This window comes from Thermopolyspora flexuosa (genome assembly GCF_006716785.1).
GTDB classification, from domain to species: Bacteria; Actinomycetota; Actinomycetes; order Streptosporangiales; family Streptosporangiaceae; genus Thermopolyspora; species Thermopolyspora flexuosa.
The window spans coordinates 1,500,066-1,521,610 of the sequence record NZ_VFPQ01000001.1; the positions used below are offsets into that span (position 1 = coordinate 1,500,066).

At 70.5% G+C, this 21,545-nt stretch carries 10 protein-coding genes and 1 pseudogene; 7 read left to right on the plus strand and 4 right to left on the minus strand.

The window, feature by feature from the left end; translation table 11 throughout:
- Positions 1 to 256: 256 nt before the first annotated feature.
- The 3 genes from FHX40_RS06560 (at position 257) to FHX40_RS06570 (ending at position 13,756) form a co-directional block, all read left to right on the plus strand.
- The gene (locus FHX40_RS06560) at positions 257 to 6,538 is read left to right on the plus strand and encodes a protein kinase domain-containing protein (RefSeq protein ID WP_142258785.1); all 6,282 of its coding nucleotides are present in this window, start codon (positions 257 to 259) and stop codon (positions 6,536 to 6,538) included.
- Between the two features lie 91 nt (positions 6,539 to 6,629).
- A complete protein-coding gene (locus FHX40_RS06565; protein ID WP_142258786.1) occupies positions 6,630 to 9,575 on the plus strand; it encodes a DEAD/DEAH box helicase in 2,946 nt (981 codons plus the stop codon).
- Positions 9,575 to 13,756, plus strand: coding sequence for an Eco57I restriction-modification methylase domain-containing protein (locus tag FHX40_RS06570; protein WP_142258787.1), 4,182 nt, complete (start codon positions 9,575 to 9,577; stop codon positions 13,754 to 13,756). Before FHX40_RS06565 ends, FHX40_RS06570 begins: the two co-directional genes overlap by 1 nt.
- A 39-nt stretch (positions 13,757 to 13,795) precedes the next feature.
- On the opposite strand, the gene FHX40_RS06575 is transcribed toward FHX40_RS06570, so the two are convergent.
- Entirely contained in the window at positions 13,796 to 14,212 is a 417-nt protein-coding gene (locus FHX40_RS06575) for a hypothetical protein (protein WP_170198740.1), read from the minus strand.
- Between the two features lie 201 nt (positions 14,213 to 14,413).
- Between FHX40_RS06575 and FHX40_RS06580 the strand changes: the two genes are divergently transcribed.
- On the plus strand, positions 14,414 to 15,136 hold the full coding sequence (locus FHX40_RS06580; protein ID WP_142258789.1) for a DUF6882 domain-containing protein: 723 nt from the start codon (positions 14,414 to 14,416) through the stop codon (positions 15,134 to 15,136).
- 31 nt (positions 15,137 to 15,167) lie between these two features.
- Here the strand turns inward: FHX40_RS06580 and FHX40_RS06585 are convergent, their stop codons facing one another.
- A complete protein-coding gene (locus FHX40_RS06585) occupies positions 15,168 to 15,854 on the minus strand; it encodes an SDR family oxidoreductase (RefSeq protein ID WP_142258790.1) in 687 nt (228 codons plus the stop codon).
- 144 nt (positions 15,855 to 15,998) lie between these two features.
- Between FHX40_RS06585 and FHX40_RS06590 the strand changes: the two genes are divergently transcribed.
- The 3 genes from FHX40_RS06590 (at position 15,999) to FHX40_RS06600 (ending at position 18,386) form a co-directional block, all read left to right on the plus strand.
- Positions 15,999 to 16,529 (plus strand): PadR family transcriptional regulator, encoded by a 531-nt coding sequence (locus FHX40_RS06590; protein WP_170198741.1) that lies wholly within the window; start codon positions 15,999 to 16,001, stop codon positions 16,527 to 16,529.
- Positions 16,530 to 16,639: 110 nt separating this feature from the next.
- Entirely contained in the window at positions 16,640 to 17,596 is a 957-nt protein-coding gene (locus FHX40_RS06595; RefSeq protein ID WP_142261581.1) for an ATP-binding cassette domain-containing protein, read from the plus strand.
- 37 nt (positions 17,597 to 17,633) lie between these two features.
- The gene (locus FHX40_RS06600) at positions 17,634 to 18,386 is read left to right on the plus strand and encodes an ABC transporter permease (protein ID WP_142258792.1); all 753 of its coding nucleotides are present in this window, start codon (positions 17,634 to 17,636) and stop codon (positions 18,384 to 18,386) included.
- A gap of 69 nt (positions 18,387 to 18,455) precedes the next feature.
- Here FHX40_RS06600 and FHX40_RS06605 read toward each other — a convergent pair whose 3' ends face one another.
- Together FHX40_RS06605 and FHX40_RS06610 are read right to left on the minus strand one after the other, a co-directional pair.
- Positions 18,456 to 19,481, minus strand: coding sequence for an NAD-dependent epimerase/dehydratase family protein (locus FHX40_RS06605; RefSeq protein ID WP_142258793.1), 1,026 nt, complete (start codon positions 19,479 to 19,481; stop codon positions 18,456 to 18,458).
- Between the two features lie 178 nt (positions 19,482 to 19,659).
- Positions 19,660 to 21,156, minus strand: a pseudogene (locus FHX40_RS06610) (SulP family inorganic anion transporter); the annotation flags it as partial.
- Positions 21,157 to 21,545 lie beyond the last annotated feature (389 nt).

A 21,545-nucleotide genomic window follows, 5' to 3' on the forward strand; every position in this document is an offset into this window, starting at 1 on the left:
TGGTAAGAATGCGTGCGATCACTTGTGGAGATCCACTGCCGCGTGCGACGTCCGCACTCGTTGCCGTACAGACGTCGAGGTTGGTTTCGCGTTCTCTTCTTGTGAACCGAATTAACTGAATTCTCGCCCGTGATGTCGGGTTGGCGGTGTATTGTTCTTGGCATGTCCGGGACCTGTCGCCTGCCCGGACGCTTGCCGACCGCGGGTGCTTCCCGACCCCGGCTGGACCATAGGGAGCGTGAGGAGTAAGTAGCCGATGAACGCAGGTCTGGTCGCGAACCGCTTCCGTCTCCTGGCTCCCATCGGCACGGGCAACATGGGCGAGGTCTACCGCGCTGAGGACGTGGCCGCCGCCGATGGTGAGGACCGTGTAGTCGCGCTCAAGCGCATCCTGCGCAGCCGCTCCGGCGTGATCATCGACTCGCGCTCCGACCTGAAGGCCGTGCAGCGCTTCCAGCGCGAGGTGCGCATCATGCGCAGGCTGCGCCACCCCAACCTGACCCGCATCATCGCCGGCGGCGTGGATGAGCAGGACGGCCGGCCGTACCTCGCCATGGAACTGCTCGACGGCGAGCTCCTCAGCGATCTGGTGGCCGAGCAGCCGGAACTCCCCATCGCCTGGGTCGCGGCCCTGGGCGCGCAGATCGCCGACGGCCTCGCCGCCGCCCACGCCGCCATGGTCGTGCACCGTGACCTCAAGCCCGGCAACGTGATGCTGCTGCGCGGCGGCATGGTCAAGATCCTCGATTTCGGTATCGGCCGCATCATCGACGACACCGAGGCCGACGGGCTGACCAGCACGGGCGTCACCGTCGGCACGGCCCGCTACATGGCCCCTGAGCAGTTCCTCTCCGCCGCCGTCACCCAGGCGGCCGACCTGTACGCCTTGGGCTGCGTGCTGTTCGAGCTCGCCACCGGCTACCCGCCGTTCCGCGGGGCATCCGCGCACGAACTGGGCGACAAGCACATCAACGATGAGCCGCCCAAGGTGAGCATGCTGCGCTCGGACGTCCCCGAGGACATCGTCAGGCTCATCGACAGGCTGCTCGCCAAGGAACCGGCCGATCGCCCCGCCGACGCCGTCTCCGTCCGGGAGGCCCTGCTGCCGTACGCGCTGGGGGAGACGAGCCCGGCGCCGGTCCCCGGATGGGAGGACTTCGACCCGGTACGTCACCTGACCGCCACCCGCGCCGACGGCCGTACCCCCCGGCCGCGGCCCGAGCCCGAGCGGTCCCCGGCCTCTCGCCGGGCACCGGCCGGCATGGACGTCTTCGCCGTCCACCGCCGTCTCATCGAGGACTACCGGGCCTTCACCGAGGGCGGCACCGTCATCCGGGACGACCGGATCGCCGCGTTCGTCGAGGAGGACCTGGACGCGGGTTCCCAGTGGCCCACCCCCTGGGTGTCGCTCAACCCGTCCTTCGCTTCCGGCGGGACCATCAGGGAACTGGTCGAGCAGCAGGTGCTGCACGAGGAGTGCGCCAACATCTTCCAGGAGGGCAAGACCAAGGGCGGCACCAGCTGCGACGGCACCCCGCTCACCCTGCACCGCCACCAGCGGGAGGCGATCACCGCCGCCCAGTCCGGCGCGTCCTACGTGCTCACCACGGGCACCGGCTCGGGCAAGTCCCTGTCGTACATCGTGCCGATCGTGGACCGGGTGCTCAAGGCGCGCGAGAAGGAGGGCCCGAACGCCCGCCGCCGCGTCCGCGCGATCATCGTCTATCCGATGAACGCCCTGGTGAACAGCCAGATGGAGGAGCTGCGCAAGTTCCTGCAGGACGGCTACGGCCCGGGCAAGGAGCCGGTCACCTACGCCCGGTACACCGGCCAGGAGGACGACGAGGAGCGCAAGCGCATCCAGAACAACCCCCCCGACATCCTGCTCACCAACTACGTGATGCTGGAGCTGATGCTGCTCCGCCCGGATGAGCGGCGCTCCCTGATCAGGATGGCCGAGGGCCTGGAGTTCCTCGTCTTCGACGAGCTGCACACCTACCGGGGACGGCAGGGCGCCGACGTGGGACTGCTCGTCCGCCGGGTACGCGAAGCCTGCAAGGCCGAACGCCTGCAGTGCGTCGGCACCTCCGCCACCATGTCCAGCGAGGATCCGGGGGCGTACGGCGCGCAGGAGGCCGCCGAGGATCCGCGGGACGTCGTCGCCCGCGTGGCGAGCACGCTCTTCGGCACCGAGGTACGCCGCGAGAACGTCATCGGCGAGACTCTCGTCCGCGCCACCGCCGGGCCTCCCGACCGGGTGCCGCCGGAGCGCCTGAACGCACCCGGTGCGCCCCGCGCGTACGAGGACCTCGTCAACGACCCCCTCGCCCGGTGGATCGAGTCCCGCTTCGGCCTTACCGAGGACGGCACCGGCCGTCTCGTACGCCGCAGGCCCGCGAAGATCGAGGAGGCGGCGGCCGAGCTCGCCGCGCAGACCGGGGTGAAAGTGGAGACCTGCGCCGAGGCGATCCGCGACACCCTGAAGGCGGGCGCGGAGGCGCGGAACCCGGAGACCGGCCGTCCGCTGTTCGCCTTCCGCCTGCACCAGTTCCTGTCCAAGGGCGACACGGTCTACGTCACCCTGGAGGACAAGCAGACCCGCTACATGACGCGGGACTACCAGCTCGTCCAGCCCGGCAGCGACGGCAAGATCCTGCTTCCCCTGGCCTTCTGCCGCGAGTGCGGCCAGGAGTACCTCACCGTCTGGCGCACCGAGCGTGACGGCAAGATCGTCTATCAGGCGCGCCGCGACACGGTGGCCACCGGCGGCCGGGCCGACGACGGCTACCTGTACGTCGACGACGACCGCCCCTGGCCCGCCACCCTCCAGGAGGCGATCGAGGCCCGCCGCCTCCCCGAGTCCTGGCTGGAGATCGACGAGCACGGCATCGAGACCGTCCGTCCCTCCTACCGTTCCCGGGTGCCCCGGGCCGTCACCGTGGACCCGTACGGCGTCGAGGGCCGCGGCGAGCTGAAGGCCGCCTTCATCCCGTCCCCGTTCCTGTTCTGCCTGCACTGCGGGGTCAGCTACGAGCAGGTCCGGGGCAAGGACTTCGCGAAGCTGGCCACGCTCGACGCCGAGGGCCGTTCGTCGGCGACCTCCCTGATCTCCGCCTCGATCGTGCGGTCCCTCATGGAGATGCCCCCCGAGGCGCTCGACAAGAAGGCGCGCAAGCTGCTCGCCTTCGTCGACAACCGCCAGGACGCCTCCCTCCAGGCCGGTCACTTCAACGACTTCGTGCAGGTCGCCCAGTTGCGCGGCGCGCTGTACCGGGCGGTGCTGGACGCCGGCGAGGAGGGACTCCGCCACGAGGACCTCCCCGACCGCGTCCTGGAGGCCCTCGCCCTGGATCCCTCCGAGTACACCAAGGGCGACGACCTTCCCCCCTCGCTGGCCCGCAACGCCAAGCGGACCCTCCGCGACGTCATCGCCTTCCGCCTCTACCTCGACCTGGAGCGCGGCTGGCGCGTCACCATGCCCAACCTGGAGCAGACCGGCCTGCTCGAGATCCACTACGAGGACCTGGACTGGATCGCCGCCCGGGAGGAGCGCTGGGCGAACCGGCACCCCAGGCTGCGGGAGGCCGAGCCGGGCCGCCGCGCCGAGATCATGAAGGTGCTGCTGGACGAGATGCGCCGCGGCCTCGCCATCGACGTCCAGTACTTCCGAGACGACTTCGACTCGTTGCAGCGTGCCAGCGAGGAACGCCTCGTCGACCCCTGGCGGCTGACTCCGAGCGACCGTCCCCGGGTCGGAACCGCCTACCCGCGCGCGTCACGTCCAGGTCTGGACCGCTCCGGCTTGTTCCTGTCCGGTCACGGCAAGTTCGGCAAGTACCTGCGCCGGGTGCACTTCGGCAGGTCGCTCTCGGCCGATGACGCCCAGCTGATCATCGAGGACGTCCTGGAGGTGCTCGCCGAGGCCCACCTGGTGACCCGGGTCGAGGTCGCCCCGCAGCAGGCGGGCCGCCGTCGCCGGCCCGCGGGCCCGCCGGTCGTCGGCTACCGTGTGTCCGCCGCCGCCCTGATCTGGCGTGCCGGAACCGGCGAGACCGGCGCGCACGACCCGCTGACCCGCACCTACGCCAGCGGCGACGGCCCCCGCGTCAACACCTTCTTCCGCGACCTGTACCGCGACACGGCGAGGGCGCTGGCAGGCCTGACGGCCCGCGAGCACACCGCGCAGGTCCCGCTGCCGGAGCGGGAGCGCCGTGAGGAGGCGTTCCGCAAGGCCGATCTGAAGGTGCTGTACTGCTCGCCGACGCTGGAGCTGGGCGTCGACATCTCCGACCTGAACGCGGTGCTCATGCGCAACGTGCCGCCCACCCCGGCCAACTACGCCCAGCGCAGCGGCCGGGCGGGCCGCTCCGGCCAGCCCGCCCTGGTCACCACCTACTGCGCCACCGGCAACAGCCACGACCAGTACTACTTCCGCCGCTCCGACCGCATGGTCGCCGGGGTGGTCACCCCGCCCCGTCTCGACCTCGCCAACGAGGACCTGGTGCGCTCCCACGTGCAGGCGATCTGGCTGGCGGAGTCGGAGCTGAAGCTCGGCCACTCCATCCCCACGATCATCGACATCTCCTATCCGGAGGACTCCCGCCGCCCGAACCCGCCGCTGCCGCTCGTCGACAGCGTGCAGCAGGTGCTGCGCGACGAGGCCGTGCAGCGGCGTGCCGTGGCGGCGGCGCACCGCGTGCTGGACGACCTGTTCGCCGGCTTCGACCGGGCCTCGGTCACCTGGCTGCACGACGGATGGATCGAGGAGAAGGTACGGCTCGCCCCCGAGGAGTTCGACCGCGCCTTCGACCGCTGGCGCGACCTGTACCGGGCGGCCCTGATCGACCAGTACGAGCAGAACCGCCGGGTCCTCGACCACACCCTCACCGAACGGGACCGGAAGATCGCGGAGCGGCGCCGCCACGAGGCCGAGACGCGGCTGAGACTGCTCAAGAACGAGAGCCTCGACAGCAGGTCGCTGCTGTCCGACTTCAACCCCTACCGCTACCTGGCCAGCGAGGGCTTCCTGCCCGGCTACTCGTTCCCGCGGCTGCCGCTCGCCGCGTACATCCCGACCACGGGCCGCCGGTCCGGCGACGGCGACTACCTGCAGCGGCCCCGCTTCCTGGCGATCCGCGAGTTCGGCCCCGGCGCGCTCATCTACCACGAGGGCGCGCGCTACCAGGTCACTCGTATCCAGCTGCCACCGGACACGACCGGCGATCTGGTCACCGGGGAGGCGCAGCGCTGCCCGGCCTGCGGCTACCATCACGAGCCGGCCGACCGGGACGACCGGTGCCGCATGTGCGACACCCCGCTCGGCGTCCCCACCACGGGGCTGCTGCAGCTGCACACCGTCTACACCACCCTTCGCGAACGCATCTCCTCGGACGAGGAGGAACGCCGCCGGGCCGGGTTCAAGCTGGTCACCTCCTATCGCTTCCAGGACCACGGCGCCCGCCCGGGCCGCGTGGACGCCCTGGTGTCGGACGCCGAGGGCAGGATCGCCACCGTCTCGTACGGCGATTCGGCCCGGGTCCGCGTCACGAACCTGCGGCGGCTGCGCGCCAAGCCCGACGAGCCGGACGGCTACTGGCTCGACCCGGCCGACGGACGCTGGCTGAACGAACGCGACGCCGCCGAGGCGTCCGGCGACTCCAGCGAGATGCCGGTGGCCGACGCGGACGGGAACGAGAAGCGGCGTAAGATCCGGGTCATCCCGTATGTCCAGGACACCCGCAACATCCTCGTGCTGAAGCTGGAGCAGCGGCTCGAGGTCCCGATGGCGTTGTCGCTGATGTACGCGCTGGAGCGGGGTATCGAGGCCGCGTTCGAGCTGGAGGACTCGGAGCTCACCAGCGAGCTGCTGCCCTCCGACGACCAGCCCACGGACCGCATCCTGTTCACCGAGGCGGCCGAGGGGGGTGCCGGAGTGCTGCGCCTGATGCAGTCGCAGCCGGGCGCGCTCGCCCGCGCGGCCGCCGAGGCCCTCGCCATCTGCCATTTCGACGAGGAGGGCAACGACCTGGGCGGCCCGCACCCGGACCGGCCCTGCGCCCGGGGCTGCTACGAGTGCCTGCTCACCTACGGCAATCAGATCCACCACTGGGCCATCGACCGCCACGCCGTACGCGACCTGCTGCTGCGGTTCGCCCGGGCCAGGGCCGTGCCCACCGGTCCCGGTGAGTCACGCACCGAGCAGCTCGCCCGGCTCACCGCCCAGGCGGACACCGCCCTGGAGGCCAGGCTCATCACCTGGCTCAAGGAGCGGGGTCTGCGCCTGCCCGACGAGGCGCAGACGCTCATCCCGGAGGCGCACGCCCGCCCCGACTTCGTCTACCGCCTGCCCGGCGTCAACGTCGCGGTCTTCGTCGACGGCCCGGTCCACGACGCCGCCGACGTCGCCCAGCGCGACCGCGAGGCCGAGGAGCGCCTGCTCGACCTCGGCTGGGACGTCGTCCGCTTCCCGCACGACGGCGACTGGGCCGCGATCGCCCGCGAGTTCGAGCGCTACTTCGGCCCGGGAGTGAACACGTGACCGGCCGCCGCGACCGCACCCCGGCCACCGTGACCGCCGGATCATCGGGACCGGCACATCCGTACCGCGACGACCATCCGAGGAACCGCAGATGACGACCGCCACATACACCCCCGGCTCCTTGGTCTCCGCCCGCGGCCGGGACTGGGTGGTGCTTCCCGAGAGCGAACCCGACATGCTCGTGCTGCGCCCGCTCGGCGGCACCGACGACGAGGTCGCCGCGGTCTTCCCGGCCTACGAGGAGGTCACCCCCGCCCGGTTCGCGCCTCCGTCGGCCGCCGACCTCGGCAACGAACGCGCCGCGGGCCTGCTCCGCTCCGCGCTGCGCATAGGCTTCCGCTCCGGTGCCGGGCCGTTCCGCTCCCTCGCCGGCATCGCCGTCGAACCCCGCGCCTACCAGCTCGTCCCCCTGCTGATGGCGCTGCGCCAGCGCACCGTGCGCATGCTCATCTCCGACGACGTCGGCATCGGCAAGACGATCGAGGCCGCCCTGATCGCGGCCGAGCTGCTCGCCCAGGGCAGCGCCCGCCGCCTCGCCGTGCTGTGCTCACCTGCGATCGCCGAGCAGTGGCAGCAGGAGCTGCGCGACAAGTTCGGCATCGACACCGAGCTCGTGCTCGCCTCCACCGTCTCCCGGCTGGAACGCGACCTCGACCTCGGCCAGTCCCTCTTCGACCGCCACCCGAACGTCGTCATCTCCACCGACTTCATCAAGTCCGCCCGGCACCGCGACGACTTCGTCCGGCACTGCCCGGACCTGGTCATCGTCGACGAGGCACACACCTGCGTCGCCGCCGACGACACCGCCTCCACCCAGACCCAGCTCCGCTACGAGCTGCTCCGCCGCATCGCCGCCGATCCCGAGCGGCACCTGCTGCTGGTGACCGCCACCCCGCACAGCGGCAAGGAGAGCGCGTTCCGTAACCTGCTGGGCCTGATCCGCCCCGAGCTGGCCACGGTCGACCTCGGCACCGAGGAGGGCCGTGCCATGCTCGCCGCGCACTTCGTCGCCCGCAAACGCGCCGATGTGCGGGAATTCCTCACCAAGGAGGACGGGCTGCCGGACGACAGCCTCGCCGAGCAGACGTCCTTCCCCTCCGACCGGCTGTGGAAGGACGTGACCTACCGGCTCTCCCCGGCCTACCGCGAGCTCCTCCGGGACGCGATCGCGTACGCGGGGGAGCGGGTCACCGCCGCGGGCCGACAGGGCAAGCGGGAGACACGCATCGCCTGGTGGTCGGCGATCGCCCTGCTGCGCTCCCTGGTGTCCTCGCCGCGTGCCGCGGCCCAGACCTTGCGCACCCGCTCGGCCGCCGCCTCGGCCACCACCGCGGAGGAGGCGGACCGCCTCGGCGCTCCGCTCACCCAGGACTCGGCCGACAGCGACCACATGGAGGGCCTGGACGTCGCACCGGGAGCGCGTACCTCCGGCGTCCAGGCCGCGGACGCCGAGCCGGCGGACCCCGATGGTGGGAACACCCGCCTCGCCGAGCTCGCCGAGCGCGCCGCCGCTCTGGAAGGCCCCCAGCACGACAAGAAGCTGGCCACCCTCATCAGCCAGCTGAAGGCGCTGCTGAAGGAGGGCTACCACCCGATCGTGTTCTGCCGCTACATCCCCACCGCCGAGTACGTCGCCGACCATCTCAACGGCAGGCTCGGCAAGAAGACGATCGTCCGGGCCGTCACGGGCACCCTCTCACCGCAGCAGCGCCTGGAGCGCATCGAGGAGCTCGTCGACGCGGCAGGGGAGGACCCCGACGCCCGCCGCGTCCTGGTCGCCACCGACTGCCTGTCGGAGGGCGTCAACCTCCAGCACTACTTCGACGCCGTCGTCCACTACGACCTGGCCTGGAACCCCACCCGCCACGACCAGCGTGAGGGGCGGGTCGACCGGTTCGGCCAGAAGCGCGACAAGGTGAAGGTCATCACCATCTACGGCAGCGACAACGGCATCGACGGCAAGGTGCTGGAGGTGCTGCTGAAGAAACACCGCCAGATCCGCAAGGACCTGGGCATCTCGGTCTCTGTGCCGGACGCCGCCGCGACCGGGGTCACCGACGCGATCGTCGAATGGCTGCTCATGCGCGGCCTCGACGACAACGGCCAGCAGGCCCTGTTCGACATCGAGGAGCTCCAGCGGGTCGAGGAGCGTGCGGCGGCCCTGGAGGCGGAGTGGAACTCGGCCGCCGAGCGCGAAAAGGCCTCCCGCAGCCGGTTCGCCCAGCGCGCCATCCACCCGGAGGAGGTGGCCCGTGAGGTGGCCGCGATCCGGGAGACCCTGGGCCGCGCCGACGAGGTCCGCGGTTTCGCACGGCACGCCCTGTCAGCCCTGAACTGCGTGCTCGTCGAGGGGCCGGACGGCGACTTCACCGCCGACATCAGCGGCGCCCCGGCCGGCCTGCGGGACGCATTGGCCGCCGCGCGCGGCGGCGCCGAGGACGGCGGCCCGATCCGGTTCCGGAACACCCCCTCGGTGGCGCGCGGCGAGGCCGCGCTGGTCCGCACCGACCCGGTGGTGGGCGCCCTCGCCAACTACGTGCTCAACACGGCGCTCGACCCGAAGGCGAGCGGCCCTCGCCCCGCCCGCCGCTGCGGCGTCATCCGTACCACCGGGGTCGCCACCCGCACCACGCTCCTGCTGGTCCGCTACCGCTTCCACCTGACCCTGCCGTCCCGCTGGGGAGAACGCCGCCTCGTCGCCGAGGACGCCCGGGTGCTCGCCTTCGAGGGCGCGCCCGCCAACGCCGTCTGGCTGCCGCCCGACCGGGCGGTGAGCCTGCTCGACGTCACCGCCGACGCCAACACCGACCCCACGTTCGGCGAACGCACCATGAACCGTGTCCTCGACGGCCTGGCCGCCGTCGATCCCCACCTCGACGAGTACGGCGAGCGGCTCGCGGCCGAGCTCCTCGCCTCCCACCGCCGCGTCCGCAGCGCCTCCGGCGAGATCGTCCGCGGCGTGTCCGTCACCGCCCAGAAGCCTGCCGACATCCTCGGTGTCTACGTCTACCTGCCCGTCTCCGGAGGTGGCGCCTGATGTCCGCCCGTGCCAGCACCCCCCCCACCGCCACGTTCGGCCCGGCGACCTCGCGAGCAACGGGTCTGCGCAACCACGTCTTCACCGCCGTGTCCGCCGTGGGCGGCCTGCTCCCGCCCGACATGCTGATCCGCATCGCCGAGGACCGTGGCGTCCCGGGCAGCAAGCCCGCCGACTACCGCGTGGTCGGTTCCCGCTCGGTGCGCGACGAGGCCGAACGCCACTGGGACTACCTCAAGTCCATCTGGCAGGAGCTCCGGGAAAAGCTTCCGGTGGCGCCGGAGACCGAGACCCCGGCCGACCCCACCGGCGTTGCGATCAGCCAGTGGCTCGAGCCTCTCTTCGCCGAGCTGGGCTTCGGCGACCTGACGAAGGTCGCCCCGCCCGGTCTGCGCTCCGACGACGGCGAGAAGATCTTCCCCATCAGCCACCACTGGTCGCACGTCCCGATCCACATGGTCCCCTGGAACGTCGGCCTCGACCGGCGGCCGGCGCCCGGCGCGATCCCGCCGCATTCGCTGCTCCAGGAGTGCCTGAACCGGACCGAATCGCACCTGTGGGGCGTGGTCACCAACGGCCGCCGCCTGCGCCTGCTTCGCGACTCCAGCGCCCTCGCCACCGCCTCGTACGTCGAGTTCGACCTGGAGGCGATCTTCGACGGCGAGCTGTTCAGCGAGTTCGTCCTGCTCTACCGGATGCTGCACGTCTCCCGTTTCAAGGTCGAGGACGGCAAGTCGCCCTCGACGTGCTGGCTGGAGAAGTGGCGCGAGGAGGCGATCGCATCCGGCACCCGGGCGCTGGACCATCACCGCGACGGCGTGCAGCGGGCGATCACCGCCCTCGGCACCGGCTTCCTCCGGCACCCCGCCAACGAACGGCTGCGCGCCGACTTGGACGTGGACGCCTTCCACGTCGCCCTGCTCCGCCTCGTCTACCGGCTGATCTTCCTCTTCGTGGCGGAGGACCGCGGCCTGCTCCACCCGCCCGAGGCGAGCGAGGAGGCCCGTCTCCGGTACGCCAGGTACTTCTCCACCGCGCGGCTGCGCCGCCTGGCGAACCAGCGCCGTGGCACCGCGCACGGCGACCTCTACGAGGCGCTGCGCTTCGTCCTGAACGCCCTGGGCAACGAGAACGGCCTGCCGGAGCTGGGCCTGCCCGGCCTCGGCGGCCTGTTCGACGAGACCGACGCCGACGCGCCGCTGCGGGGCCTGTCCCTGTCCAACGCGGACCTGCTGGAGGCGGTACGCCACCTTTCCCGCGTCCGGGACGTGCACTCGGCCCGCTGGCGTCAAGTGGACTACCGCAACATGGGCGCCGAGGAACTCGGCTCCATCTACGAGTCGCTGCTCGAGCTCGTCCCCAAGCACAGCGCGATCGACCGCACCTTCGAGCTGGTCAACCGCCTCGGCAACGAGCGCAAGAGGACCGGCTCGTACTACACGCCGAGCTCGCTCATCGAGAACCTGCTCGACTCGACCCTCGACCCGGTGATCGACGACGCGCAGAAGCGCGGCGAGGAGAAGGCGGCCGCCGCCGGCGAGCCCGACCCCACCGAGCACATCGTGGCCGAGCTGCTGTCCCTCACCGTCTGCGACCCGGCCTGTGGCTCGGGCCACTTCCTCGTCGCCGCCGCCCGCCGCATCGCCAAGCGGATCGCGGCGGTGCGGGAACGCAACCCCGAGCCCACGGTCGAGGCGGTACGGCATGCCATGCGCGAGGTGGTCACGCGCTGCATCTACGGTGTCGACCTCAACCCGATGGCGGTCGAACTGGCCAAGCTGTCGCTGTGGCTGGAGGCCCTTGAACCGGGAAAGCCGCTCGGTTTCCTCGACGCGCACATCAAGCAGGGCAACGCGTTGATCGGGGCGACCCCTGCGTTGCTGCGCGACGGCATTCCGAACGCGGCGTTCAAGGCGATTGAGGGCGATGATCCGGACTATGCAAGGTTTCTGGAGGAGCAGAACGACCAGGAACGTGCTGGCCAAGTCGGCCTATTCGAGATGCACACGGCCACGAAAGTGGCCAACACCGCTTTCGCCTCCGGCTTGCGCAAGATTATGGCCGGACCATCCGGAAGTCTTGTCGACGTCCGTCGGCAGGCGGCGGAGTATCGTGCGTGGGAGCAGTCGGCGGAGTATATAAAAGCCCGTCACATCGCCGACGCCTGGTGTGCTGCGTTCATGTGGCGCAAGACGAAGGACGCGCCGCCCCCGATAACCCATGAGGTATTCCGTGCCCTCCAGGACCCGGACGCCAAGGCCGCCCCGCAAGAGACACACGAGGAGATCGAACGGCTCCGCAGGCAATACGGCTTCTTCCACTGGCACTTGGCATTCCCAGACGTGTTCTCGGTTCCGGAAGGCGGCGTGGGTGAGGAGGTGAATCCAGATACCGGTTGGGTAGGGGGATTTTCATGTGTTCTCGGTAACCCGCCTTGGGACAAGGTGGACTTCGAAGACAAGAAATACTTCAGCGTTGTCGATCCATCGATCGCAGCTATCGCTGGCACTGCCCGACGAGCTCGGATAGCTCAGTGGATCGTGGAGAATCCCGAGGAAGGCAATCGCTATCTAGCCGAGCGCCGCAAGGTAAAAGCAACTTTGCACTTTGCTGGCAAGTCTGGTGTATTTCCTCATTGTCAGAGAGGGCTTAGCGTTAAGGGAGTGACCTCACTTTTCATAGATCATCTGTTCGTCGAGCGATTTTCTCAAATTGTTGCTCCGACGGGCCGGTTCGGATGTGTCATTCCCACGACGATAGCGACGGGAGCAGGATCGCAATACCTCTTTCGTAGCCTTTCTCAACGAGGGGCCATAGCTTCTCTATATGACTTCGAGAATCGGAAGCCGCTGTTTGTCGGAGTGCACTCGAGCTATAAGTTCTGCCTACTGTCGATGGTGGGTCGAGATTTGTATGAGCCTCGGGCCGAATTCGCCTTTTTTCTCGCAGACGTCTCTGAGCTCAACAACGTTGATCGTGTATTTGGGTTGAGTCCCGAAGAAATCTCCCTCATGAATCCCAATACGGGAAATCTGCCGATCTTTCGAACGCGTCGCGACGCTGATCTTACAGCTGCCATTTATAGCAGGATCCCTGTTTTGAGTAGGAACTCCGATCCTCATGCATGGCCTATCGACTTCGTTCCGACGATGTTCCATATGACGGACGATTCGGACCTTTTCCGGACTCGTGATCAGCTGGAAGTCGAGGGCTGGGAGCTCCAGGGGAATGTGTTCGTCCGGGATGGGAAGCGGATGCTGCCGCTGTATGAAGCAAAAATGGCGCACCACTTTGACCATCGCTGGAACTCTTATTATGGTACGGGAAATGATGATCGGCGGCGCTTGACTTTAGATGAAAAGTGCGATCCATTGGCAGTGGTAAGTCCGCGTTACTGGGTCGCAGAAGATGGATTTATTGCGACCGTGAGGAAGAATAAGAACGTAGAAATTCCTGGAGTTGCTCTGCGTCTGGCGGAGTTGGGGTGGGACCGAGACTGGCTCTGTGGCTGGCGAGATGTATGCCGAACTACTGATGAGCGTACAGCTATTCCTGCATTCCTTCCGCGAGTCGCCGTGGGTCACACATTTCCCTTGATGCTCCCGCGCGTCTCGCCTGATCTCGCCGCAGCTCTTATAGCCGTGCAGAGTTCTCTGGTATTCGACTTCGTGAGTCGCCAAAAAGTGGGCGGTATTCATATGGCTCTCATGGTCTGGAAGCAGCTACCTGTGCCGTCCCCCGAAATGCTTAAGCCTCATACTTCATTTATTACGCCTCGAGTCCTCGAGCTTGTATACACCAACTACGAGATGGCTGGACTAGCGCATGATCTCGGCTGTTCGTCCGCACCCTTCCGCTGGGACGAAGAGCGGCGGGCACAGATTCGCGCCGAGCTGGACGCCTATTTCTTCCATCTCTACGGAATAAGCCGTCCGGACGTGGACTACATCCTGGAGACCTTCCAGTCCGAGAGCGGTGGCCTCAAGAACAACGAGATCGCCCGATACGGCAGGTACCGCACCAAGGAACTCGTCCTCGACGCCTACGACCGCATGGCCGCGGCGGGCGTCGACCTGGCCAGCCCTCTCGTCGATGGCGAGAACTACGTCTCACCGCTCACTCCGCCCCCGGGGCACGGGCCCCGGCACCCGGAGAGCGGCGGCGATGCGGGCCGCGTGTGAAGCGCCGAAGGACGGGTGAGGGCCGCGTCCCGGTGACGGTCAGGCCGCCGGGCATCGGTGGTCGGCCTGGCGGTTCGGGCAGCAGACGACGCCGCAGGTGAGGAAGCGGCCGCCGGTGAGCCAGAATCCCCACTGCACGTCGACGCCGCCCTCGAGCGAGGTGCGGGCGAGATGGAGGCGGAAGTCGAGGCCGATCGCGGCCTCGGCGTGCGGGGCGAGGAAGGACGGCTCCGCCGACTTGTAGCGCTCGGCGAGCCAGTCGAGCGCGTCGTCGACCTTGGTGAAGGTGGCGTCGATCCGGCGGGCGGGCTTCAGCAGCCAGTCGCAGGTGCGCATCGGGGGCAGGGGAGAGGCGAGGAACGGCGCGGGATCCTCGGGCGGGGGCGGCATGCGCCGCTCGGCCTCGTTGCGGAGGTCTTCCCCCATGCCCGTCCAGACATAGCAGTGCAGGTGCATCGAAGCTCCCTACGTGTGAGAGATCCCTGCCCGGCGGTGACCGGACAGGAACCACCCACGCAGCGGTTCGTCGACGTACCGATCGCTCTGCTTCCATGGTGGCCACGCCGCCACCGGGTACCGCGGCCCGGATGGCCGGTGGTGGCCAATGCTGCGGCGCTTTGATCGTTTTTGTCGGTGGCGGCCGGTAGCCTGCCCGGCATGTCGGAAACACCAACGCTCACCAACCTCCTCGACGACGCCGCGCTCCTCTCCCTGGAGCACCAGCTGCATCTCGAGGAGGTGCTGGGCAGCCACACCTGGCAGGTCGACATGCGGGAGGGCCGCTTCGAGTTCACCGGGGACAGGCCGCTCGTGTGCACCCGCTTCCACCTGCTCGGCACCGCCGCCCCGGGCCCGCGCTCCTGGCTGTGGGGCTGGGCGAACCCGAGCGGCTTCCCCGAGCCGCTGGTCGCCCTGTCCGCCTCGCTGCGCGAGTTCGGCGAGCGGTACGGCATCGCCGCGCTCGCCTCGGCCGAGGTGCCGTTCGACGCGCTGCCCGGCTCGCCCACCGAACCGGCCGAGGTGGCCTACCTGCTGGCCGACGCGGCCAAGGCCGTGTCCGGCCGGTGGACGTTCTACAGCGGACAGGTGGGCGGCGGCACCCGGGCCGCGTTCCTCATCGAGCACCCGGACTTCGAGCTTCCCCCGCCCGACCCGGCCCGGGTCCTGCGCCTCCTCGGGCAGGGCCTCGCGTCGCTGCCGCTCTCCGACCACCGGCGCGCCCTGTACGGCTACGCGGTGCGGCGCGGCCTCGGCGCGATGTTCAGCCCCGACCACGCGCGGCTCACCATCACCGGGCCGGCCTTCGAGGTCGTCGCGGAGTTCGACCCGCAGGGGCGCGTCGCCTCCATCAACGGCACGGCCACCGGCCGGTCCGGCTGAGCGGACCGGCCACGCGGAGGCGGGACCGGGATCAGTTGGGCGGTCCCGCCGACGGCCGGACGGTGATCTCGGTGACGTGCGCGTCCGGCGAGGCGGTGACCGCCGCCAGCACGGCGCGGGCCACCGACTCCGGCCTGAGGTACTTCTCCGGCTCGTACGGGCCCTTCTCCTGGGCCCGCACCCCGCGCTGCATGTCGGTGTCCACCCGCCCCGGGTAGATCGTGGTCACCCGCAGCCCGCGCTCCTCCAGGCGCAGCGCGTCGGCGAAGGCGCGCAGCGCGAACTTGCTCGCGGCGTACGACGCCCAGGTCGGGTTGGCCCGCTGCCCGGAACCGGAGTTGATGAGCACGACGTGCCCGCCGGCGGCGCGCAGCGCGGGCAGCAGCAGCCGGGTCAGCTCGGCGACCGCGACCACGTTCACGTCGAAGGTGCGCCGCCACACCTCGGCGGGGGTCTCCTCGATCCGGCCCAGCGTCACCACCCCGGCGCTGTGCACGAGCACGTCGAGCCGGTCGATGCCGGCGACGTCGGCCTCGGTGACCTCGGTCAGCTCCACCGGCCAGGGCCGGGACCCCGGCAGCTCGGCCGCCAGCCGCTCCAGCGCCGCGCGGTCGCGGCCGCCGAGCAGCAGGTCATGGGTGGGCGCCAGGGCGCGGGCCACCGCGGCCCCCACCCCCCGGGACGCCCCGGTGATCAACGCGATCGGGCGTGCTGGCATGCCGCACAGCCTATTGCCTCGGCACCGGCGCCCGCGGCCCGGGCCCACGGCTTGCCGTACCGGCGGCATGCGAAGGACACCGGGGCGAGTCAGCCATGCCGGATTCCTGTTGACAGCTACTCAAGTTTGAGTACAAATTTGTACATGTCCTCGACACGGGTCCTCATCCTCGGCGTCCTGCTCGACGGTCCGCTCCACGGCTACGAGGTACGGCGCCGCCTGGAGCTGTGGGGCGCCGACCAGTGGGCGCACGTGGCGTTCGGCTCGATCTACCACGGCCTCGCCAAGATGGCCGAGGAGGGCCTGCTGCGCCGGCTGGGTGAGGGCACGGGCGGCCGGACCCGGTACGAGATCACCGAGGCCGGCCGGGCCGAGTTCATGCGGCTGCTGATGAGGCACTGGTGGGAGATCAGGCCGATCGTCGACCCCTTTCAGGTGGCCCTGACCTTCATGGACCGGCTCTCGCCCGCCGACCTCGTCGCGGCGATGGAGGGCCGGGCCGCGCAGCTGCGGGCCGCGATCGAGATGACCCAGCGGGCGATGGCGGCCAAGCGCGCCCACGGCGCGCCCCGGCACATCGACGAGACCCTGAGGCTCAACGCCGCACAGCTCAAGGCCCAGCTCGAGTGGATCGAGGACGCCCTGCGGCGGGTCGAGAAGGGCGAGCTGCCCTGATCCGGGCCGTCCCGCCCCTCGGCCCACCCGCCTGACGCCCCGGCGGCGCGGGACGACCCCGCCCGCCGTACCGGGCACCCCGTTGCACCCCTGCGAACGGAGTCGAAATGATCATTGAGGCGCACGACCTGCGCAAGACGTTCACGGTCCGGCGCGGCCCCGGCAAGCCCGTGCAGGTGGAGGCCGTGCGCGGCATCAGCCTCACCGTCGGCGAAGGGGAGATCTTCGCCTGCCTCGGCCCGAACGGCGCCGGCAAGACGACCACGGTGCGCATGCTCGCCACGCTGATCACCCCCACCTCGGGCACCGCCCGGGTCGCCGGGTACGACGTGGTGAAACAGGCCGCCAAGGTACGGGAGCGCATCGGTTACGTCGGCCAGCACGGCGGCATCGACGAGTACGCCCCGGGCCGGGTGAACCTCGTCATGGCCGGGCGCCTCGCCGGGCTCTCCCGCGCCCAGGCCGCGGCCCGCGCCGACGAGCTGATGGCCGCGTTCCGCCTCACCGAGGTCGCCGACCGCCCGGTGCGCACGCTCTCCGGCGGCCAGAAGCGCCGGTTCGCCCTCGCCGTCGGCCTGGTACACCGGCCGCCGCTCGTCTTCCTCGACGAGCCCACCACCGGCCTCGACCCGCAGAACCGCGCCAACCTCTGGGAGGAGATCCGCGCCCTGCGCGACCAGGGCACGAGCGTGCTGCTCACCACCCACTACCTCGACGAGGCCGACGCGCTGTGCGACCGGCTCGTCATCGTCGACCACGGCAGGATCGTCGCCGAGGGCACCCCCGAGGCGCTGAAGAAGGAACTCGCCGGGGACGTCGTCACGCTCCGCGTCGACGACCCCGCCGCGGGCCGCGAGCTGCTGGAGGAGCAGCCGTACGTCACCGAGACGCAGCAGGACGGCGAGAGCCTGCGCGCCTACCTCGAGGACGGCGAGCACAACCTCCCGGCGCTGCTGCACGCCGTGGAGAACGCCGGCCTCGCGATCCGGTCGATCGCCCTCGAGCGGGCCACGCTCGACGACGTGTTCCTCAAGTACACCGGACGCTCGCTGCGCGACGCCGCCTGACGCGGCCCCGACGCGACGACGAAAGGAACGCCCCTCGATGAGGCTCCGAGACACCCTCCTGTTCCTCGGCTACGAGCTCGGGAAGCTGCGCCGTAACCCGGCCTGGCCGCTGCTCGGCCTGATGCAGCCGATCCTCTACCTGCTGCTGTTCGCGCCGCTGCTGCGGGCGATCACCCCGAACGGCACGATGGAGGAGGCGCTGCTCATGTTCACGCCGGCGGCGCTCGTGATGATCGCCCTGTTCGGCACGCTGTTCACCGGGTTCGGGATGATCACCGAGACGCGGAACGGCGTGCTCGAGCGGCTCGCGGTGAGCCGGGCCTGGCGGCCCGCGATCATCCTCGGCCGGGTGGCCAGGGACGTGCTCATGCTGATCGTGCAGTCGCTGATCATCCTGGGCGTGGCCGCGCTCATGGGCCTGCGGGTCGGCCTGCCCGAGATCGTGCTCACCCTCGTGCTCATGGCCGCCACCGGCCTGTTCGCCGCCAACCTCTCGTACGGCCTGGCGCTCGCGGTGCGCGACGAGAACGGCATGTCGCAGGTCATCCAGTTCTTCCTGCTGCCGCTCATGCTGCTGTCCGGCCTCATGCTGCCGATCTCGCTCGCCCCCGAGTGGATGCAGGCGGTGGCGCAGGTCAACCCGCTCTACCACGCGGTCGAGGCGGGACGGTCGCTGTTCGCCGGGAACTTCTCCGACCCCTCGATCCCGATCGCGTTCGTCGTCTTCGCGGTGCTGAGCGCGCTCACCCTCACCTGGTCGGTCCGGTCGCTGCGCCGGCTCGCCGGGTAGGCCGGCCCGGCGAGGGCACCGGGCCGGGCGTCGAGAGCGGGGCGGCGCGCCTGGCCGCCCCGGCCCTCGCTACCGCCCGCGGGCGTCCCATGCGGCGAGGATGCGCGCCTCCTTCTCGGGGTCGATGCCCGGCCGGGGCACCTTGCCGCGGTTGGTCGCCGGGGGTTCGTGCGTGAAGCCCACGCTGCTGAGCCAGGCCCAGGTGTCGCGCACCGTCTCGGCGATGGGGCGGCAGCGCAGTCCGGCGGCGTGGGCCTTCTCGGTGGACAACTGGAAGACCGCGGCGAAGGCGGGTTGCTCCGGAGCCCACAGCGGAAGCTCGTTCCACGGGCCGACCTGCTGCTCGAGCAGGAAGGCGTCGTCCATCCAGACCGGCTCGGCGTCGGAGCCGGTGGCCCGCGCGCACTCGGCGAGCAGCTCACCGAAGGTGGTGGCGCCGGGTCGCGAGCCGACGATGAACCGGTCGCCGACGCCCCGCTCGGCCTGGTCCAGCAGGAAGATCGCGACGTCCCGGGCGTCGATGAGCTGGAGCGGCCGGTCGGGGTGACCGGGCGCGACGAACCGGCCGCCGCGCCGTACCCGCTCCAGCCACGCGGGCAGGCGGCCGACGTTCTCGTACGGGCCGAGGATCACGCCGGGCGAGAGGATCAGCTTCTCGCCGTCGAAATAGCGCTCGACCGCGCGCTCGCTGCCCGCCTTGAACAGTTCGTAGTTTCCGTCGTCGGGGCCCGCGTCCGGCGAGCACTCGTGCAGCGGCGAGTTCTCGTCGACCGGCTTCACGGGAAAGTCGAGGATGGCGCTGACGCTGGAGATGTAGGCGTACATGCCCGCCTTGCCGGAGAAGGCGCGGGCCGAGTCGGCGACGACGCGCGGCACGAGGCCGAACACGTCCACCACGACGTCCCAGGTGCGACCGTCGACCAGCCGTTCCAGATCGGCCCGCACCTCCCGGTCGCCGCGCACGGTCTCGACACCGGGCACGTCCGTCGCGCTCTTGCCTCGGTTGAACGTCGTGACTTCGTGGCCGCGCCGGAGCGCCTCCTCGACGATCGCACGACCCAGGAACGCCGTGCCGCCGATTACCAAGATCTTCATGACTTCACGGTACGCGCCCGGTCAGGGTGGCGGGTTACGCCGACGGCGAAGGCCGGTGCCACCGGCGGATCGGGTCACGATCGGCCGGGCACCGGCCGCGGAGGGGCCCGTCGCCGGCCGTCCCCGGTGCCCCGCCGGGCGGCGGCCACGGCAGGCGCTGCCGGCGCTACAGCGACTTGGCCGGCGCCGCGCGCAGGCCGCTCGCGGCCATGGCGTACCACTCGCCGTGCCGTTCGGCGATCTCCACGGTGCCGCCGCCGCGCTCGTGCTCCCGGCGCCAGTCCCGCAGGGTCTCGAACGCGGCGTGGTCCATGAAGTCCACCTCGAGCTCCACGCCCACCGGCGCCCCGGTGGGCACCGCGCGCAGCGCCTCGATCAGCCGGGGCACGCCGAGGAAGGTGAGCGAGCCGCGCACCGCCACCCGCCAGCGGCCGTCCGGCGTGGTCCGTACGGTGACCGAGATCCTGGTCAGGCGCCGCAGCACCTGCAGCATGGCGAGGCCGAGGCCGAGCAGCACCCCCTCGGCGAGGCCGATGAGCACCACGCCGCCCATCGTGGCCAGGTACACCGGGATCTCGCCGTACCCGCGCAGGTTCCGCATGTGGCCCACGTTGACCATCTGCACGCCGATCGACACGAGCAGGGCGGCGAGCGCCTCCATGGGGATGAGGGAGATCGCCCAGCCGAACGCCACCACGAACACCAGCACCCACACCCCGTGCAGGATCGCGGATGCGCGGCTGCGCGCCCCGGCCCGCGCGTTGGCGGTGCTGCGCACGATCACCCCGGCGATCGGCAGGCCGCCGAGCAGGCCGGAGACGAGGTTCCCGGCGCCCTGGCCGATCAGCTCCCGGTCGAGATCGGCGCGCGGCCCGTCGTGCAACCGGTCGACGGCGAGCGAGCACAGCAGGGACTCCGCGCCCGCGAGCACCGCGACGAGCAGCACGGCGCCCGCGATCCCGTGCCAGTCGCCCTCCGGCCACAGCGGCGACTGCCAGCCGCCGAGGCCGGACAGGTCGACGTGGGTGACCTCCCAGCCGGCCAGATGCGCCACCACCGCGGCGATCAGCAGGGCGGCGAGCGGCGCGGGCACCGCGCGCAGCCAGGGCAGGCGCGGCCAGACGGCGAGCACGGTGACGGTGAGCACGCCGACCGCGACCGCGTGCCCGTGGTTGTCGAGGATCTGCGCGGGCAGCTCCGTGAGGTTCTCCACCGCGGACGACTGCGGGCTGCCGCCGAGCACGATGTGGAGCTGGGCGAGCGCGATCACCACGCCGACCCCGGCGAGCATGCCGTGCACGACCGCCGGGGAGACCGCGAGCGCCGCCCGGGCCACCCGCAGCAGCCCGAACGCGAGCTGCAGCGCCCCCGCCATCAGCGTGATCATGCAGGTGGCCCGCCACCCGTACGTCTGCACCAGGTCGGCGACGACGAGCGACAACCCGGCCGCGGGCCCGCTCACCTGGAGCGCCGAGCCGCCCAGCGCCCCGGCGACCACGCCGCCCACCACGGCCGCGATCAACCCGGCGACGAGCGGGGCCCCGGAGGCGACGGCGATGCCGAGGGAGAGCGGCACCGCCACGAGGAAGACCACGAGCGAGGCCGGGAGGTCGTACCGCAGAACAGAACGGAAACCACTAAATGTAGTATTCTGACTACAGTGTGTATTCGTCATGGGGTGACCCTACGGCAGGTGGTCACCATCGGCGTGAACATTCGGTGAAATCACGTTTACGTACCGCAATTCCGGCTGGTTCCGGACGTCCGCAGACCCGCGGAGCGGCATGGTCGCGCGAGCCGTACCGCCCGGGCGTGGCGTGCCGCCGACGCGGGTTCGGAACCGAGCGGGGGCCGGGCGGCCGCGACACGGAACTGCGGTGAAAGGCGCTAGCGGTGGGACAGGGCGCCGGAACGGCGCCAGACGACGGCGGGGCGTGGGGACCGCGGGAGCGCGAGGGCGACCGGCCGGGCCCGTTTCACCCGGATCGCCGCGGTCCGTCCGCGCCCGCTGCTCCGGCCGCCGCGGTACGGACACACGGCGGCCGGTTTCGCGTCGGACGGTCT

Excerpts from the sequence above, each read along its gene's own strand:
- FHX40_RS06565 (WP_142258786.1), top strand. The coding sequence starts at position 6,630 with ATGACGACCGCCACATACACCCCCGGCTCCTTGGTCTCCGCCCGCGGC.
- FHX40_RS06570 (WP_142258787.1), top strand. The coding sequence starts at position 9,575 with ATGTCCGCCCGTGCCAGCACCCCCCCCACCGCCACGTTCGGCCCGGCG.
- FHX40_RS06560 (WP_142258785.1), top strand. The coding sequence starts at position 257 with ATGAACGCAGGTCTGGTCGCGAACCGCTTCCGTCTCCTGGCTCCCATC.
- FHX40_RS06600 (WP_142258792.1), top strand. The coding sequence starts at position 17,634 with ATGAGGCTCCGAGACACCCTCCTGTTCCTCGGCTACGAGCTCGGGAAG.
- FHX40_RS06580 (WP_142258789.1), top strand. The coding sequence starts at position 14,414 with ATGTCGGAAACACCAACGCTCACCAACCTCCTCGACGACGCCGCGCTC.
- FHX40_RS06590 (WP_170198741.1), top strand. The coding sequence starts at position 15,999 with ATGTCCTCGACACGGGTCCTCATCCTCGGCGTCCTGCTCGACGGTCCG.
- FHX40_RS06605 (WP_142258793.1), bottom strand. The coding sequence starts at position 19,481 with ATGAAGATCTTGGTAATCGGCGGCACGGCGTTCCTGGGTCGTGCGATC.
- FHX40_RS06585 (WP_142258790.1), bottom strand. The coding sequence starts at position 15,854 with ATGCCAGCACGCCCGATCGCGTTGATCACCGGGGCGTCCCGGGGGGTG.
- FHX40_RS06575 (WP_170198740.1), bottom strand. The coding sequence starts at position 14,212 with ATGCACCTGCACTGCTATGTCTGGACGGGCATGGGGGAAGACCTCCGC.